Source organism: Helicobacter burdigaliensis (assembly GCF_003670295.1).
GTDB classification, from domain to species: Bacteria; Campylobacterota; Campylobacteria; order Campylobacterales; family Helicobacteraceae; genus Helicobacter_D; species Helicobacter_D burdigaliensis.
Map to the genome: position 1 here is coordinate 1 of NZ_QXJG01000014.1, position 15,084 is coordinate 15,084.

At 32.1% G+C, this 15,084-nt stretch carries 17 protein-coding genes; 7 read left to right on the forward strand and 10 right to left on the reverse strand.

The window, feature by feature from the left end; genetic code table 11:
• Positions 1–439: 439 nt before the first annotated feature.
• The 7 genes from EBF09_RS06110 to argJ all read left to right on the forward strand — a co-directional run bounded on the left by EBF09_RS06110 (position 440) and on the right by argJ (position 7,329).
• Positions 440–1,546: a TonB-dependent receptor plug domain-containing protein gene (locus tag EBF09_RS06110; protein WP_121764253.1), complete on the forward strand. Its 1,107-nt coding sequence runs from the start codon at positions 440–442 to the stop codon at positions 1,544–1,546.
• Between the two features lie 14 nt (positions 1,547–1,560).
• Positions 1,561–2,586: a TonB-dependent receptor domain-containing protein gene (locus EBF09_RS06115; protein ID WP_121764254.1), complete on the forward strand. Its 1,026-nt coding sequence runs from the start codon at positions 1,561–1,563 to the stop codon at positions 2,584–2,586.
• Entirely contained in the window at positions 2,531–3,229 is a 699-nt protein-coding gene (modA, locus tag EBF09_RS06120) for a molybdate ABC transporter substrate-binding protein (protein ID WP_121764255.1), read from the forward strand. Before EBF09_RS06115 ends, modA begins: the two co-directional genes overlap by 56 nt.
• 161 nt (positions 3,230–3,390) lie before the next feature.
• Positions 3,391–4,707: an NCS2 family permease gene (locus tag EBF09_RS06125; protein WP_121764256.1), complete on the forward strand. Its 1,317-nt coding sequence runs from the start codon at positions 3,391–3,393 to the stop codon at positions 4,705–4,707.
• A 100-nt stretch (positions 4,708–4,807) separates the two neighbouring features.
• Positions 4,808–4,996: a 50S ribosomal protein L28 gene (gene rpmB / locus EBF09_RS06130; protein ID WP_111230342.1), complete on the forward strand. Its 189-nt coding sequence runs from the start codon at positions 4,808–4,810 to the stop codon at positions 4,994–4,996.
• A gap of 22 nt (positions 4,997–5,018) precedes the next feature.
• Complete coding sequence (locus EBF09_RS06135; RefSeq protein WP_121764257.1) at positions 5,019–6,146, forward strand: potassium channel family protein; 1,128 nt, start codon at positions 5,019–5,021, stop codon at positions 6,144–6,146.
• Positions 6,139–7,329, forward strand: a complete 1,191-nt coding sequence (gene argJ, locus EBF09_RS06140; protein WP_121764258.1) for a bifunctional glutamate N-acetyltransferase/amino-acid acetyltransferase ArgJ — start codon at positions 6,139–6,141, stop codon at positions 7,327–7,329. The genes EBF09_RS06135 and argJ overlap by 8 nt, the downstream gene beginning before the upstream one ends.
• Before the next feature lie 205 nt (positions 7,330–7,534).
• Here the strand turns inward: argJ and EBF09_RS06145 are convergent, their stop codons facing one another.
• The 10 genes from EBF09_RS06145 to EBF09_RS06190 form a co-directional block, all read right to left on the reverse strand.
• Positions 7,535–7,834: a hypothetical protein gene (locus tag EBF09_RS06145; RefSeq protein WP_157978174.1), complete on the reverse strand. Its 300-nt coding sequence runs from the start codon at positions 7,832–7,834 to the stop codon at positions 7,535–7,537.
• A 216-nt stretch (positions 7,835–8,050) separates the two neighbouring features.
• A complete protein-coding gene (gene folE / locus EBF09_RS06150) occupies positions 8,051–8,590 on the reverse strand; it encodes a GTP cyclohydrolase I FolE (protein ID WP_198672549.1) in 540 nt (179 codons plus the stop codon).
• A 12-nt stretch (positions 8,591–8,602) separates the two neighbouring features.
• Positions 8,603–9,523 carry a zinc metalloprotease HtpX gene (gene htpX, locus EBF09_RS06155; protein ID WP_121764261.1) on the reverse strand — a complete coding sequence of 307 codons (921 nt, stop codon included), beginning with the start codon at positions 9,521–9,523 and terminating at the stop codon, positions 8,603–8,605.
• Positions 9,523–10,710, reverse strand: coding sequence for a tRNA pseudouridine(13) synthase TruD (gene truD, locus EBF09_RS06160; protein WP_232817673.1), 1,188 nt, complete (start codon positions 10,708–10,710; stop codon positions 9,523–9,525). Before truD ends, htpX begins: the two co-directional genes overlap by 1 nt.
• Positions 10,680–11,195: an FKBP-type peptidyl-prolyl cis-trans isomerase gene (locus EBF09_RS06165; protein WP_121764263.1), complete on the reverse strand. Its 516-nt coding sequence runs from the start codon at positions 11,193–11,195 to the stop codon at positions 10,680–10,682. The genes truD and EBF09_RS06165 overlap by 31 nt, the downstream gene beginning before the upstream one ends.
• A gap of 17 nt (positions 11,196–11,212) precedes the next feature.
• Complete coding sequence (locus EBF09_RS06170) at positions 11,213–12,067, reverse strand: tetratricopeptide repeat protein (RefSeq protein ID WP_121764264.1); 855 nt, start codon at positions 12,065–12,067, stop codon at positions 11,213–11,215.
• Between the two features lie 19 nt (positions 12,068–12,086).
• Positions 12,087–12,608 (reverse strand): OmpA family protein, encoded by a 522-nt coding sequence (locus EBF09_RS06175; protein ID WP_121764265.1) that lies wholly within the window; start codon positions 12,606–12,608, stop codon positions 12,087–12,089.
• 77 nt (positions 12,609–12,685) lie between these two features.
• A complete protein-coding gene (gene tolB, locus EBF09_RS06180; RefSeq protein ID WP_121764266.1) occupies positions 12,686–13,954 on the reverse strand; it encodes a Tol-Pal system protein TolB in 1,269 nt (422 codons plus the stop codon).
• Between the two features lies 1 nt (position 13,955).
• On the reverse strand, positions 13,956–14,693 hold the full coding sequence (locus EBF09_RS06185) for a TonB C-terminal domain-containing protein (protein WP_121764267.1): 738 nt from the start codon (positions 14,691–14,693) through the stop codon (positions 13,956–13,958).
• The gene (locus tag EBF09_RS06190) at positions 14,686–15,021 is read right to left on the reverse strand and encodes a biopolymer transporter ExbD (protein WP_408609809.1); all 336 of its coding nucleotides are present in this window, start codon (positions 15,019–15,021) and stop codon (positions 14,686–14,688) included. The genes EBF09_RS06185 and EBF09_RS06190 overlap by 8 nt, the downstream gene beginning before the upstream one ends.
• Positions 15,022–15,084: the final 63 nt, after the last annotated feature.

A 15,084-nucleotide genomic window follows, 5' to 3' on the forward strand; every position in this document is an offset into this window, starting at 1 on the left:
TTTGCAGAAATTTAAAATGGCACTTTTTATATGCGTTTAATATCGCATTTATAGGATTTTCACTAAAAATATCTTGAAATAGTTACGCTTTAAATACTCTTTACAAATTTCTAAAACCCATAAAATATAAATTTACTAGTATCTCAATATAACAATAGTCCCCGCCCTACTCCAAAAGCCTTAGCAATCCTTAAATAATAGTCACCAAACAAAATACCTCATCACAAAAAACACAATACTTTTAAAAATATTTAAATCCTCTCTAAAAACCACACAATCCTATCCACAAAAACTCTACAACCCTCTTACCCTCTTTAAATTTTAAATACTAACATATTAAATTTATTGGCTTTTCATCTTATGTAACTTTGTTACATAAGATTTTAATAAATAATATTAAGACTCGTTATCATTTTTAATAATTATAAAAGGAAGATTGATGAAACTTAAAATTGTAAGTTTAACCCTACTATTTACAGCACAAAATATCTTAACAAACCCGATATACTCTTTAGAAAAATCTATTGTAAGCCAAACAAGCCTCAAACAAGATTTGCTTTTTGCTCCCGGCAGTGTTTCTATCATTACCAAAGAAGAATTACAAACTAGACAAATTCATGATTTAAGGGAAGCTCTTATAGGGATTCCCGGTGTAGATGTAACGCCAAGCGGAGTAGGAACTTATTCTTTTAGCATTAGATGGTTTGGCGAGGGAAGAACTCTAGTATTAGTAGATGGCAAACGCATTAATGAAGTAAATAGATTTAGAGAAAACTTTAATGGCAATATGTATGCCACAGGTGAAGATAATGGATATATTCCGCCCATTTTCATGATAGAAAGAATTGAAGTAATTAGAGGAGGAGCTAGCACACTTTATGGAAGCGATGCAATAGGAGGAGTGATTAATATCATCACTAAAAAATTAGCTGATGATTTTAGCGGTTCTATTTCTTTGGAAACAAAATTCCAACAACACCCAAACGAATATGGCAACCAAAGAGTGGCAAGTGCTTATTTAGCATTTCCATTAATCAAAGATAAACTCTCTTTATCCTTAAGAGGTAAGATTTTTAAAAAAGATCCTATGAATCTAAAATACCCAAACAGCGATATGTCCGCTCAAGGTGCTAGCGGAACTTATTCTTTAGGAAATATCGGAGCAAGAGCCACTTATAAATTTGACGCGCAAAATATTTTTTACTTAGATGGGGAACATTTTTCACAAAACACAAATATGAAACGCGCTGAAGAAAACAATCCAAATAGTGGAATGGCTAATAGAAAAGTACATAGAAATAAACTGATATTAAACCATGATGGAAACTATACAAAACTAAGTACAAATACCTATTTTCAAATGCAAAACTCAAGACATCAAAAAGGTAGCAACCTAGCAAAATCTAACCTTTATATTGCAGAAAGTAAGGCAAATGTTCCTATCTCTTTAGGTAAATTTGGAGATTTATCCTTTCTTGGTGGATTAAACTATCAATATGATGATTATCTTGGTGGTAGTGAAATTTATATCTTGCACCTTATGTAAATTTTGAATATTTTATTCAAAACAATTTAAGTCTTGGTGTAGGCACAAGATATACTTATAGTGACTTATTTGATGGAGCTTTAATACCAAGAGCTTTTTTTACCTACCAACCCTTAGAATGGCTCACTTTTAAAGGAGGAATTTCTAAAGGATATAGTGCCCCAAGAGCTCAATATCTCACAAATGGCATTTATGCTAGCGGAGAAAATAACTCCGGAGAAACTTACGATTACTATGGAAACCCAAATATAAGACCTGAAGAAAGCACAAACTATGAGTTTGGAGTAAATTTTAATTTAAACCATTATGCAAATCTTAGTCTAACAGGCTTTATTGTTGATTTTAAAAATGAGCTCTTTAGTGATGAATTTCTTTTAGGAGAATCTTTACCCAATGGGCAAATTTGTCAATCTGATACTTGCTATATCCAGACAAATAGAGGCAAAAATCAATCAAGAGGTGTAGAAGTAGGATTAGACACTGCTAGCTTTTATGGATTTAGCCTAGAAGCCACTTATACTTATTTGGAACAATTTTATAAAGGTTCTGATAGTGAAGGCTTACAAAAGAATCCTTTTGGTGGTGAAAGAGTAGAAGGACTTCCAAGGCATATAGCTATGGTAAAACTAAACTACAAAAACGGAAGATTTAGTTCTTTTTTAAGCGCTAATGGTAGATTTGATATTTTAAGAAGCTCACAATATCAAAAACTTGATGGCTCTACAACCATTAAATACAAAGACTACTATACTTTTAATCTTGGTGCAAGCTATAAGATTAGCAAAAACATTACCCTTAGTGCCACAATCAACAATCTTTTGGACCAAAACTATTTTCAACCTTTTGCATACAAACAAAGAGGTGGCGGTATGGGTGGAGGAAGAATCAACTATACCAACGAATACCAAACCTTTAATGAAAGGAGGAATTTTTGGATTAACTACAAATACGATTTTAAACAAATTTTAACAATAAGGATAGAAAATGAAAAAAATAATATTCATCTTAGCGATTTTTGGAATCAATTTAGCATTAGCTGATATTGTAATAGGCATAGGTGGAGGCTACAAAAAACCTCTTGAAGAAATTATTACAGAATTTCATAAAAGCCACAAAAGCAAAGTAATACGACGCTATGGAAATATGAAATTTTTAAAAGAACAGATAAGTAAAAAAGAACTAGATGGACTAATAGGACTAGAACAAATGCTACAAAAACTAGAAATTAACACTAGTAAAGAAATGATTGGATTAAACAAGCTTGTGCTAGTCTCTAAAAAGGGTGTTGCTTTAAAAGATTTTAAAGATTTACAAAAAGTAAATAAAATCTTAGTTTTAGATTCTAAAAAAGGAGCTTTTGGAGAGGCTAGTCAAAAATTTTTAGAAAGTTTAGAATTTTATCCTAATATCCAACCCAAAATTATTCTCACACAAGACTTGCATTTAGGCGTTGATGAACTAATAGAGGGCAAAATAGATGCAGCTTTTTTAAACACAAGATATTATTATGAAAACAAACAAAAACTAGGAAATTTTTTAGAAATCCCAACAAACTTCTACAAACCTCAAAAACTTTTTATTGCCAAAATCAATACTTCTAAGGAATTAGAGGATTTTATACAATTTTTAAAAAGCAATACAGCTCAAGAAATCTTCCTAAAATATGGAATTATAAACAAATAACTCCCCTCCCCCTTCATAAAACAAGTTTTTCTTGTTTTATGTTAAAAACTTACCAAAATTATCTTTGATGAATATATTTTTTATCATCACTCTTCTTAAAAGATAAGTAAAATAATGTTATGCTTTAAATCTTAATCCATCAAAGTTTCTTAAGGATTTTTATGAATTTATTTAAGCTTAAAGAAAATAACACAACCCTTAAAACAGAAATTTATGCAGGAATCACTACATTTTTAGCTATGATTTATATCGTTCCTTTAAATGCTAATATTATGAGCAATTCTGGCATGCCTCTTAGTGCCCTTATTATCGCCACTGCACTTATAACTATTCTAGCCACCACTTTTAGCGCTCTTTTTTCAAACACTCCTGTGGCTATGAGCGTAGGAATGGGGTTAAATACCTATTTTACCTTTAGTGTTTGTGGCACTTACCAAATACCTTGGCAGAGTGCATTGGGTGCTGTATTTTTATCTGGATTACTCTTTACACTCCTTTCTTTTACGCATTTTAGAGTATGGATTATTAAAAATATTCCACTAGATTTAAGGAGAGCAATTTCTGCAGGCATTGGGACTTTTATTGCTTTTATGGGACTTATTAAAATGGGTATTATCACTAAAAATGAAGCCACCTTAGTAGCATTAGGCAACATCACTTCCCCACAAGTGCTTTTTAGTCTTTTTGGTTTGTTTTTAGCACTTACATTTTGGGCTTGGAGAATCAAAGCTGCGTTTATTTTAGCAGTTTTTATAAGTGCAATCTTTGCTTGGATTTTCAAAATTGATGGTGCAAATTTTCCAAAAGAGATTATCTCTTTACCCATTATTTATGGTGAAAATGGTTTGAGTGCTATTTTTGGAAAATTAGATATTATGGGTGCTTTAGAGCTTAGTATGATTCCTATTGTTTTAACCTTTTTTGTAACACAACTTTTTGATAGTGTTGGAACTATTACAGGAATTGGAGCAAGAGGAAAGATTTTTGATGATCCAAAAGAAGGCGAAAAGAAAATGGGAAGAACTCTAAGTGCTGATGCTTTAAGTTCTGCCTTAGGGGCGATTGTAGGCACTTCCACTGTTACAGCCTTTGTTGAAAGTTCTGCTGGGGTTGAAGCAGGTGGTAGGACTGGACTTAGTGCTTTAGTTACTGCTCTTTGCTTTGGTTTAACTCTGTTTTTGCTTCCACTTTTTGAGGCTATTCCTGCTAATTCTATCTATCCTATTTTAGTGCTTGTGGGTATTTTAATGTTTGCTGAAGTTGCTAGCATCAACTTTAAAGACAAATCCATAGCTGTAAGTGCATTTTTTATCATTATTATGATGCCTTTAACCTACTCAATCACAACAGGATTCGCTTTTGGCTTTATAGCCTATCTTTTAATGTGTCTTTTACAAAAAGAATTTGAAAAAATTAATAAAGGAATTATTATTTTAAGCCTTATCTCTTTATTAGTTTTTCTCTTGCAATTTATTTAAAAAATGACAAAAAAGTTGATATTTAAAAAGATTTAAACTTACTATTATAATTTTAAAGTATAATAGCAAGTTTATTTTATGAAAATCTTAAGGATTAACAATGGCAAGAAGATGTATTTTAAGTGGCAAAGGTCCAATGGTTGGAAACAATGTAAGTCATGCTAATAACAAAACCAAAAAAAGATCTTTACCAAATCTTAGAACTCTAAGAGTTAAACTTGAAGATGGCACAAGTAGAAAAATTAGAATTGCCGCTTCCACTCTACGCACAATGAAAAAACACTCTTAATCCTCCTTTCTTGGATTAAGCAGTGTTTGAAAAATTTAAAAATTTTATCCACTGGGAATCTTCTCAAAAACCCGATGTAGATATATCTGGGATTTTATATGAACAGCTAAAACCTTTTAGGGCTCCTTTTATTTTACTCTTTTTAGGACTTTTCTTAAGCACTTTAGGTTATCTTTTAATAACAGACTATACTCTCATTGAAGCTTTTTTTCAAGGCTCTTACACCTTTACAACAACAGGTTTTGGAGCATTAAAAGAAAGTGAATTTGATGCTTTAGATATCATTTATACTTCTATTGTAATGTTAGCAGGTTCAGCAGTTTTAAGCTTTTGTGTGATTAGTATAATAGACACATTAAATAGGGGCAAACTTATTTCAGTTATCAAGGAACGCAATATGATTTATAAAATCGCAAGATTAAAAAACCATTTCATCATTTGCTATCATAATGAATACACCATTCAATTAGCAGATCAATTCAGAAAGGCTCATATTCCTTTTGTAGTTGTAGATAATATTCAATCTTTAGAAGACATTGCAAATAAATACCACTACCCCTATTTTATCAATGAAGATCCTCACACAGAACTTGCCATGCTAAAATGCCATTTATCTAGCGCAAAAGGAGTGGTTACACTCTCAAACAATACAGCCGATAATATCGCACAAATTGCCACTATTAGACTTTATGAAAAGGAATTAGGAAGAAAACCTTACTACATTATAGGAAGAGCTCAAAACAACGAAGATGAAGAAAAACTCAAAAAATTAGGTGCAGATTCTGTTGTTTCTCCCTCCCGCCTTTTTGCACAAAGAGTGAATGCAATGGCAACGCGTCCAGATATGGAGAATCTATTAGAACGCTTTGCTTATCAAAAAGATACTCCACTAGATTTAGAAGAGATTCTAGTTCCTCGCTACTCTTGGCTTGTGTTAAAAAAGTTAAAAGAAGCACATTTTAGAGAGATCACACAAACTTCTGTTGTAGGCATTACACAAAAAGATGGTAAATTTATCTCTATGCCTAGCGAAGATACTCTTGTAACAAGCGAATGCAAACTCTTAGTCATAGGAACTTCCCATGGCGTAAGAGCCATCAAACACCTAATAGGAAAAAAAGATAAACCCGAGGAGTTAAAATATGTTTAGAATTTTCCCAATTCATAATGGAATTTGTGCAGCAGAAGGATTTTTTTGTGATGGAGTAAGTGCTGGTTTAAAAAAGGATAATGCACCAGATATTGCCTTTATTTATTCAGATAGCCCTTTGCAAGTTGAAGCAATTTTTACGCAAAATAAATTTAGGGCAGCTCCTATTTTACACTACTTACAATACCCAAAAGATTTTAAAACTAACTTTGTTTTGATTAATTCTAAAAATGCAAATGCACTTACCGGAGAAAAAGGCATTGAAGATGTAAAAACCACATTAAATGCACTAGAGCCTACATTGAATACCAAAATTATGAATCCTATTATGGCTTCTACTGGTGTTATAGGCGTTCCATTACCCAAAGAAACAATAATCAACACATTTTCTAAGTTTGATTTGAATGCTAAAAACAATCAAAATGCTGCTAAGGCCATCATGACAACCGATAGATTTGAAAAAACGATTGCCTATGAAGTGCGTTATGAAGATAAAAGCTTTAAAATCGGTGCAATTTGCAAGGGTGCTGGCATGATTAATCCTAGTCTAGCAACTATGCTTTGTTTTATTACAACAGATGCTGCCACCCCAAAAGAAGATATGAAGCCTCTATTGCTTGAAGCCTCAAAAAGCACTTTTAATGCAATTTCAGTAGATGGGGATACTTCTACAAATGACACAATCTTACTCCTTAGTAGCCAAAAAAGTGGCAACTATCATAAAGAAGCCTTTTTATTTGCTTTGAAAGAAATTATGCTAAAACTAGCAACGGATATTGTGCGTGATGGAGAAGGCTCTAATAAGCTTGTAGCCTTTGAGGTTAAAAACGCAAAAACAAAAGAAGAAGCAGAAACTTGCGCTAAAGCCCTTAGCCAATCACTGCTTGTTAAAACTGCTCTTTTTGGTTGCGATCCAAACTGGGGAAGGATAGCTTCTACAATAGGAGCAAGCGGGATTACTTGTGATAGCACAACTCTTAGCATATTTTTTGATGAAATATGTGTATATCACAAAGGAGAAATATTATTTACCCAAGAAATTGAAGAGAGTGCTGCTAAAATCTTGCAACAAGATTCCTTTAAAATAACTTGTGATATAGGCTTAGGAGATGAAAACTTTGTTGCTTATGGTTGTGATTTAGGCTATGAATATGTCAAAATCAATGCAGATTATAGAACTTAAATTTATATGTTCTATAACCCAAAATAAACTTTATTTAAAAATATTTTTAAATAAATAAAAGTCTATTACATCAATAAGGCTATTTTTTAAAGCAATGGCTAGATTCTTACTTTTATCTTTTTGAGCTCTTAATAAAATCATTTTAACCAAAACTTCTCCTAAAAAATAAGTAAAGGCTTTTTCTTTATGACTTCATTAGGCATTTTTAAAACAAACTTGTTGATAGCTTTAAGATACCTTTTGCCATTGTAAATCCTTTAGTTTTCCCTTCTTTATCAATACCCAAAGCTTTCCCCTTTGTCATTATAAAACAAAGACAAAGTATCTCTTTATGGACTGCTTCATCGCTTCGCTTTCTCATAGTTGCGGAAGAGGAAGTTATTATGAAACCTTTACCTACTGCCCTATCATTGAATCCCGTGGGATTTACGGTAATCTCTTTACTAAAATAAACCACTCCAACCTTACTCAATGCCATTGTAGATTGCTTTTCAAATATATTCACTGCCTTTTAGGTTATTACAAACGCCTAAGAGTTAGTCTGCATCCTTTTCTTTGTGATAAACAAAAAGTCTTCACAAGTTTCTAATTCCAAAAGAAAATCCAAATAAATTTCTTTTTTAAGCTTTTTAAGCAATAAGAAAATATTTAATTATCCTTAGAAAAAGGCATTAATCTTTATATTTATTTTAACTACAACTATTTACAATTCCAACAAAAACTAACGAATATGTCCCATAAATTCTTCTCTTGTGCGTGGATCACTTTTAAAGATTCCTCTTACTGCACTTGTAATCAAAGTCCCCTTTTGCTGTTTGACACCACGCATCATCATGCATAAATGCTGTGCTTCTACCACAACCATAACCCCTTTGGGCTTTAAAACCTCCATAAGTGTTTCTGCAATTTGTGTTGTCATATTTTCTTGAATTTGCAAACGCTTTGAAAAAACCTCCACCAATCGCACAAGAGCAGAAATCCCAACTATCCTTTCATCAGGTATATACCCTATGGATACCCTCCCATAAAAAGGCAACAAATGATGCTCACACATTGAATAAAATTCTACTTCTTTTAACACAACCATTTCATCACTTGCACCTTCATTGAAAGTTGCCCCTAGAATCTCTTTGGGATCAACTTTGTAACCACTAAAAATCTCCTTAAAACTTTCTACCAAACGCTTTGGTGTCTTTACCAATCCCTCACGCGCACTATCTTCTCCAATAAACTCCAAAATCTCCTTAAAGTTTTGCTCTATTTTTGCTTCCATTTATCTACTCATTAAAGCACGGATTCTATTTTCAATGCTTGGGTGTGTGCTAAAAATCTCTTTAGCACTAAAAATATACAAAGCACTGCGTGTGGGATTGTTATCCACTAAAGAATAATCAGATTGCTTATAGTTGTTAGAAATTTTTTGCAAAGCATTAATCATCGGTTTGCTATCCCCCATTAAGTAAGATGCACCTGAATCTGCCATATATTCCCTGCTCCTACTTAAAAACATTTGCAACACTAAAGTCAAAAGCGGCAAAACAAATTGTAACACCAATAAAATCATTCTAGCACTTCTTGCCCCACCCTCTCTAGAATTTATAAAAAACATTGCACCATAATTAGCCACCAAAAGCATAATGTTACTTAAAATACCCACCATTAGAGTAAGACGAATATCGCCATGCCTTATATGGCTTAATTCATGTGCCATTACCGCTTTAGTTTCTTCGTAATTTAAATTTTGCACTAAAGCTGAAGTTAGAGCTATCAAAGAATTATCCTTGCTCCAACCACTCGCAAAAGCATTCATGTAAGGAGCTTCCATTAAATAAAGCTTAGGTATAAAATCAATTCTAGCCTCCCTTACAAGCTCTTTTAGCATGCGCGATAAATCCCTCTCTTGCATAGTTTTGGGATTATCAATGTCAATCTCTTTATATTCTGTACCACTTAGTAAAATTCCCTTAAAATTATTAATGCTATACCAAACAATTCCACAAGCTATCAATGAAGATATAATCGTAATAGTAGGCATCTCTCTAAAGGTGAGCAAAATATAAAATCCATAATCCAAACTAGGTGCATTTATTCTTATAATATCCAAAAGTAAGCCCACAAAAAGAAAAATAGCAATATAAATAACAATCACAACTTTGGTTTTAAACTGGTTTTTGGCAATGATTCTATCAAACATTACTCTTCCTCCTTAAGGCTGATTTCTTGATGTGCCAACTCTCGTAAGAAATTTGTAGCATAAGCACCTTTAGGTAAGAAAAAATGAAATTCTCCTTGTGCTTCTTCTTCTTTGTAATGGTATTCTAAATTTTCCAAAAATATCCAAGCAAAACGCCTCTGCCCTACACTCTTAATCTTTAAGTCCATAAATCTTTCTTCAATAACCCTTGCAAACCCTTCTGCATTTTGGGCTTTAATCCCACTTAAAAGCCCTGTGGGCACAACTTCTTTTTGTAGGTATCTTTCACTCTCATGCACCACTTCTTCAATTTTAAAATTTTTACCAAAAGGATAATGGCATAAATAATCACCTACAAAAAGTTTAAAAAAATGCTTTTGCCTTTTTAAGTCTTTGCAAAAATCTGCATTTAAAATCTCTTGTAACTCTTCTTTAAAATCATCACAAAATTGATTTTTAAAATATTCCAAAATTGCATTTTTCATTTGCTTTTCTTCAAAACTTTCAATCAATCTTGAAAGCTCAATTCTACAAGAAAGCCACTGATTAAAAAGATAGCTCTGATAACTACTTATTAAAAATTGCTCCATTTTTTTAGAGCGTAATTTTCTCCTGCCCTCTACAATCTCTTTACCCACTAAATAATTTTCTCCATCATTTCCAAAACGCTGGTAGCTAAAATAATTAGGCAGTCCAAATATTTGCACTTTTTTAATAAATTCTAAAATTTTTTGATGATTGATGGTATCTAATTTTTTAATGCGTATAAAAAAATGATTTCCTTTTAAATGTCCTAATTTTATTTTATTTTGATGATAAGTTTGGCTTAAGATTTTGATTTCTTCATGTTTAAAATTTGCTAGCTTTTCTTTATCTACTTTATTTTTAGGAAGACTAATAAATTGTGAAGTTAAGGCATTTTTATCTTTTAGCCCTGCATAACCTATTTCTTTTTCTTTAATACCAAAAATTGAAGAAATTATCTTCAACATAGAAAAAGTTGTAAGATTTTTCTTGCGAACCTGCAAGATCAAATGCTCTCCTATCCCACTAAAAGGATAGAGAGGCTCTTCTTTCACAACAAAATCTCGTGGATTTTGAGCAAAATGAAAGAAGATTGGAGAGTGCGTATAAGCAAACGCACACTTTTTATCACTTAGTGGCAACCACATCCTCCACCACAACATCCTCCACCACCATGAGAATGCTCTTGATGGTGCAACCCACAACTTAGCTCTTTTTCTGTAGCTTCTCTCACTCCTAAAAGTTTTACATTAAAATGCAATGTTTTACCAGCAAGCGGATGATTATAATCCACAATCACCACTTCATCATTGAAACCTTTTACAATTACTTGCACACTCTCGCCATTTTCTCCTTGACCAAAAAGTGTCATACCTTCTTGTAAATCAATTCCCACAAACTGATCGCGTGGTACTTCTTGAATATACTCTGAATTATATTCACCATAAGCATTGATAGGCTCTACTATAACTTCTCTACTCTGTCCTATTTCCATAGCAACAACTGCTTCTTCTAAGCCTTTAATAATCTCTCCACTTCCCATAATAAATTCTAAAGGCTTACCACCTACATTAGAATCTAAAATATCCGCATTATCTTTTTCTTTTACTTCATATTCAATACTAACTACTTGATTATTTGTTATCACTATTTTCTCCTTAAAAATTAATTTAAAAGTTTTTTGGCTTCTTTAGCCTCTTTACTATCTGGATACAATGCAATTAGCGTATCTAGGAAATTTTTTGCATTCTCTGTTTGTCCTAGACTTTGAAAAGATTTTGCACTATTTAGCATTAAATTAGGCATATAATCTGCTTTATCATAACGCGTTGCACTTGTCTTGTAATAAAAAATTGCATCTTCATATTGCTTATTAAAAAATGCAATTTCTCCCATAAGATAGTTGCTTTTTGCTGGTTTATAAAGCTTTTCAATAGTATATTTAAAATAAATAGAAGCTTCATTATACTTACCCTCAGCAAATAATTTTTCCCCTTCTAAATAAGCCTTAGAGGGTTCCATTTTAGAAACTTTAACTTCTATTTTTTCTTCTTTTGCTTCCTTTTTATTCTCTGCTTTAGAAGAGTTTTTGGCTTCTTTTAGTGCTTCTAATTCTTCTTTGATATTTGCAATTTCTTCTTTTAACTGCTGGTTATTTTTCTCCACTAAAGCACCCAAAGCCAAAATGCTTTCTTTCATTTTTTCTAAATTTTCATTTTGCAGAGCAAAATTGCTATCCACATGCTCTGTTACTTTAGAAATTGTCGCATTACTCTCATTAAATACTTGATTGACACGAATGGAATTCTCTTGCGTCCTTCTCATCTGCCCTTCAAAAATACTTTTTAAACCCTCTTGAGATTCCTCTAAAGCTTTAAGGCGCGTTGAGAGATTAAAAAGTCTTTCTTCTGCAATTTGCTCTTTTGTTTTAGGTGGCTCATTCCCACCCGCATTAAATGCGGAAGGTTCAGCCAAAAGTGCAAAGCTAGTTAAAATTAAAAAACTTAATGTTTTTTTCAAAACCCACTCCACCAATCAATTAAGGTAAAAGCTTAAAAGTAACTTTTCTATTTTCAGCCCAACATTCTTTAGTTTTATCGTTGCAAGTTGGTTTGCTCTCACCATAACTTACTAACACCATTTTTGCCTCTGATACACCTTGTTGCACCAATGCATCTTTTACAGCAGAAGCTCTTTTTAAACCAAGGGCATAGTTATATTCATCTGTCCCCCATTCGTCTGTATTTCCCTCTACTCTTACATTAAGAGACCCCATTGTTACAGAGTTAAAAATCTCAGCATCCGTTGTGATTGCACTTTGCATATCAGCACGAATATTAAATTTATCAAAATCAAAAAAGATATTTTGCAAATATCCCTCAATATATTGCATTCTTTCTTCAATATTTACAAAATTATCTCTATTTGCATTAAAACCACTTGTAGTATAAGTAGGCTCTTGTGTTGTTGTGCTACCTGCTGTTTCTACATTACTTTTTTGGCTACAACCTGTAATTAATAGAGTTGCCGCTAATGAGCCTAAGACTAAAAACTTTTTCATTTTAAGTTCTCCCTTTTTATTAAGATTACGCATTATAACACATTTTCTTTGTAAGTTTTGCTTAAATTAAACAAAACTTACCAATCCATTGATTGAATCACGCCTTCTTTTAAAGGAAATAAAAAAGTTTTATTATAATTTAACCTAATAATTCCCAAAGCACTCTGATTTTCTTGATGTTTTAAATACATAATCGTCTCTCCATCGCTTGAAAATCTAGGTAACTGATTTACTCCATTTGCCGTTAATCTACGAATAAAATCACTTTTTGAAGAAACCAAATAAAGATTAAAGGTATTGCGCCCAAACTCCTCACTGCTCTCACGACTAGAATAAACAATGTATTCTCCATAGGCATTTGCTGCATTATTATTTCTTCCATGATACACCATTTGCTCTACTGCCCCCATACTCTCACCCATTATAGATACTCCAAAAATATTTGGATATCCTAATCTATCAGAAATAAACATAATTCTTTGTTCTTCATCAATAAAATTACCGCTCACATCAATACCTCTATATTTAGTGATTTGCTGAAAACTATTTTTTGCAACATCATATAAAAATACATCTGCTTGATCTTTTGGTGCCATTGTTACAAGTAGCTTACTAGAATCCTTACTTACATCTGAAACCACAAGCATACCATTGCTATTAAACATTTGTGTAGTCTGTCCAGTTTTTAAATCATATTTAAATAAAGTGGGTTTATCTAGGTATTTTGTATAATAGATAGCACTTTGCTCTTTATTAGCCCATTTTGGAAAAATATTCAATCCACCCTCTACTAAAGTTTCCACAAAGCTAAGAGTATAATCTGCTTGAATAATTTTACTCTCTCCTGATTTTGTATAATAAGCTAAAACTACTTTTCTATTCAGCCAATCCACTTTAGGAGCTTTAATATAATCATTTGCCTCAATAGCAATCCTATGCACAATCATAGGATAACTTGCAATCTCTTTAGTGCTATATTCTTTATCCAATACTAATCTTGATAAATTCACATCATAAAGCAATGCCTTTACCACTAAATTTTCTTGTGTTTGCCAAACCTTTATCCTAAATACTAAATTAACCCCTTCTGCTCTTAAAGCATCAAAATTTATCACTTCTTCTTCTAAAACTGCATTTTGTGCTTCTTGCGCTTTAAAATGTCCTGTGATTTTCAAATCTGCCATTAACATTCTACTAATCTTAGGAGCAAGCTCGCCTCCCCCCTCTATCGTTTGAATAAGAATAGTAGGTGCATTTCCCACTTGCTTTACCACCTCTAAAGTTGCATCTACTTTAGCAAAAAGGACACCCACACACATCCACACTACTACAAATAGCTTTTTCATTTTACTCCTTAGTTTTAAAAGTTACCTCAATATTTGTAAAATTTCCACCTTCATATCTTGGAAATTGTGTATTTAACATTATATCTAAAAACTCTTTTAATACCCTATCAAACTCTTCATTATTAGAATATTTTTTAATCTCATAAGTAAATTGCCCCAAATTGCTAATTTGCACGATTACCAAAGCTTCATAACTTCCTTTAAGATTTACTGGATTCCAATTATTAGCTAGGATTTCTTGCACTTTGGCGTAAAACTCATTATATTCGCCTTTTGGAGTATTAAAGCTCATAGTTTTTTGCATTTGCAAATCTGACATAATCTGTTCTAAATCATTTTTAAGAGTATCTTTTTGTGTTGTTTTGGGAGCTTTTTTCTTTTTTGCCACTACATCATTAATGCTTTGTTCTTTTTTAACCTCTTCTTTTAAGGGTTGCTTGGTATCTACTTGTGAAAAAAGCTTATTAATCCCCAAACCTACATTAGGACTTCTTGAAGCACTTTCTTTAGCAAGAGGAATCTTTTCTATCTTTTTATCTTGAGTTTTAGGCTTAGAGGCATTTTTATTCTCATTTTTAACTTCTAGCAAAGAAATATTAAAAGTAATTTCTTGAAAATTTGTATAAGCCTTGGGCTTTTTTTGTGCTTGCAAAAATTGCGAATATAAAAAGGTAACAATTAATCCATAGCTTAAAAATGCACTTAAACCACTTAGAAAAAACAAAATATTCTTAGGCATCTGTCACTAATGAAACCCTTAAAAATCCGGCTTCTTTTGCTACTTTTAAGATATAGATTACATCATCATATTTTAAATTCTTATCCGCCCTAATATACACTTGAGTATTTTTATCAAATCCATTAGAAAAATTTATAAAAGCATCTGCAAAATTCTTAAATTCATAGCTATCTTCTTTTAAATAAATTCTCCGCTTTGCATCAATGCGAATCTCTATTTTAGAATCTCGAGTGATTTTAGAAGTTTTAGAACCTTGAGGTAAAGTAATCTCTTCTTGATAAACAATTACAGGTGCAGTTACCATCAAAATCGCAAGAAGAACAAGCATAATATCTACCAATGGAGTAATATTTAACTCTGGATTTTCATCCCATTTTATAAAATTCAAATC

Excerpts from the sequence above, each read along its gene's own strand:
- EBF09_RS06110 (WP_121764253.1), top strand. The coding sequence starts at position 440 with ATGAAACTTAAAATTGTAAGTTTAACCCTACTATTTACAGCACAAAAT.
- modA (WP_121764255.1), top strand. The coding sequence starts at position 2,531 with ATGAAAAAAATAATATTCATCTTAGCGATTTTTGGAATCAATTTAGCA.
- EBF09_RS06125 (WP_121764256.1), top strand. The coding sequence starts at position 3,391 with ATGAATTTATTTAAGCTTAAAGAAAATAACACAACCCTTAAAACAGAA.
- rpmB (WP_111230342.1), top strand. The coding sequence starts at position 4,808 with ATGGCAAGAAGATGTATTTTAAGTGGCAAAGGTCCAATGGTTGGAAAC.
- argJ (WP_121764258.1), top strand. The coding sequence starts at position 6,139 with ATGTTTAGAATTTTCCCAATTCATAATGGAATTTGTGCAGCAGAAGGA.
- htpX (WP_121764261.1), bottom strand. The coding sequence starts at position 9,523 with ATGTTTGATAGAATCATTGCCAAAAACCAGTTTAAAACCAAAGTTGTG.
- truD (WP_232817673.1), bottom strand. The coding sequence starts at position 10,710 with ATGTTGTGGTGGAGGATGTGGTTGCCACTAAGTGATAAAAAGTGTGCG.
- EBF09_RS06175 (WP_121764265.1), bottom strand. The coding sequence starts at position 12,608 with ATGAAAAAGTTTTTAGTCTTAGGCTCATTAGCGGCAACTCTATTAATT.
- tolB (WP_121764266.1), bottom strand. The coding sequence starts at position 13,954 with ATGAAAAAGCTATTTGTAGTAGTGTGGATGTGTGTGGGTGTCCTTTTT.
- EBF09_RS06185 (WP_121764267.1), bottom strand. The coding sequence starts at position 14,693 with ATGCCTAAGAATATTTTGTTTTTTCTAAGTGGTTTAAGTGCATTTTTA.
- EBF09_RS06190 (WP_408609809.1), bottom strand. The coding sequence starts at position 15,021 with ATGCTTGTTCTTCTTGCGATTTTGATGGTAACTGCACCTGTAATTGTT.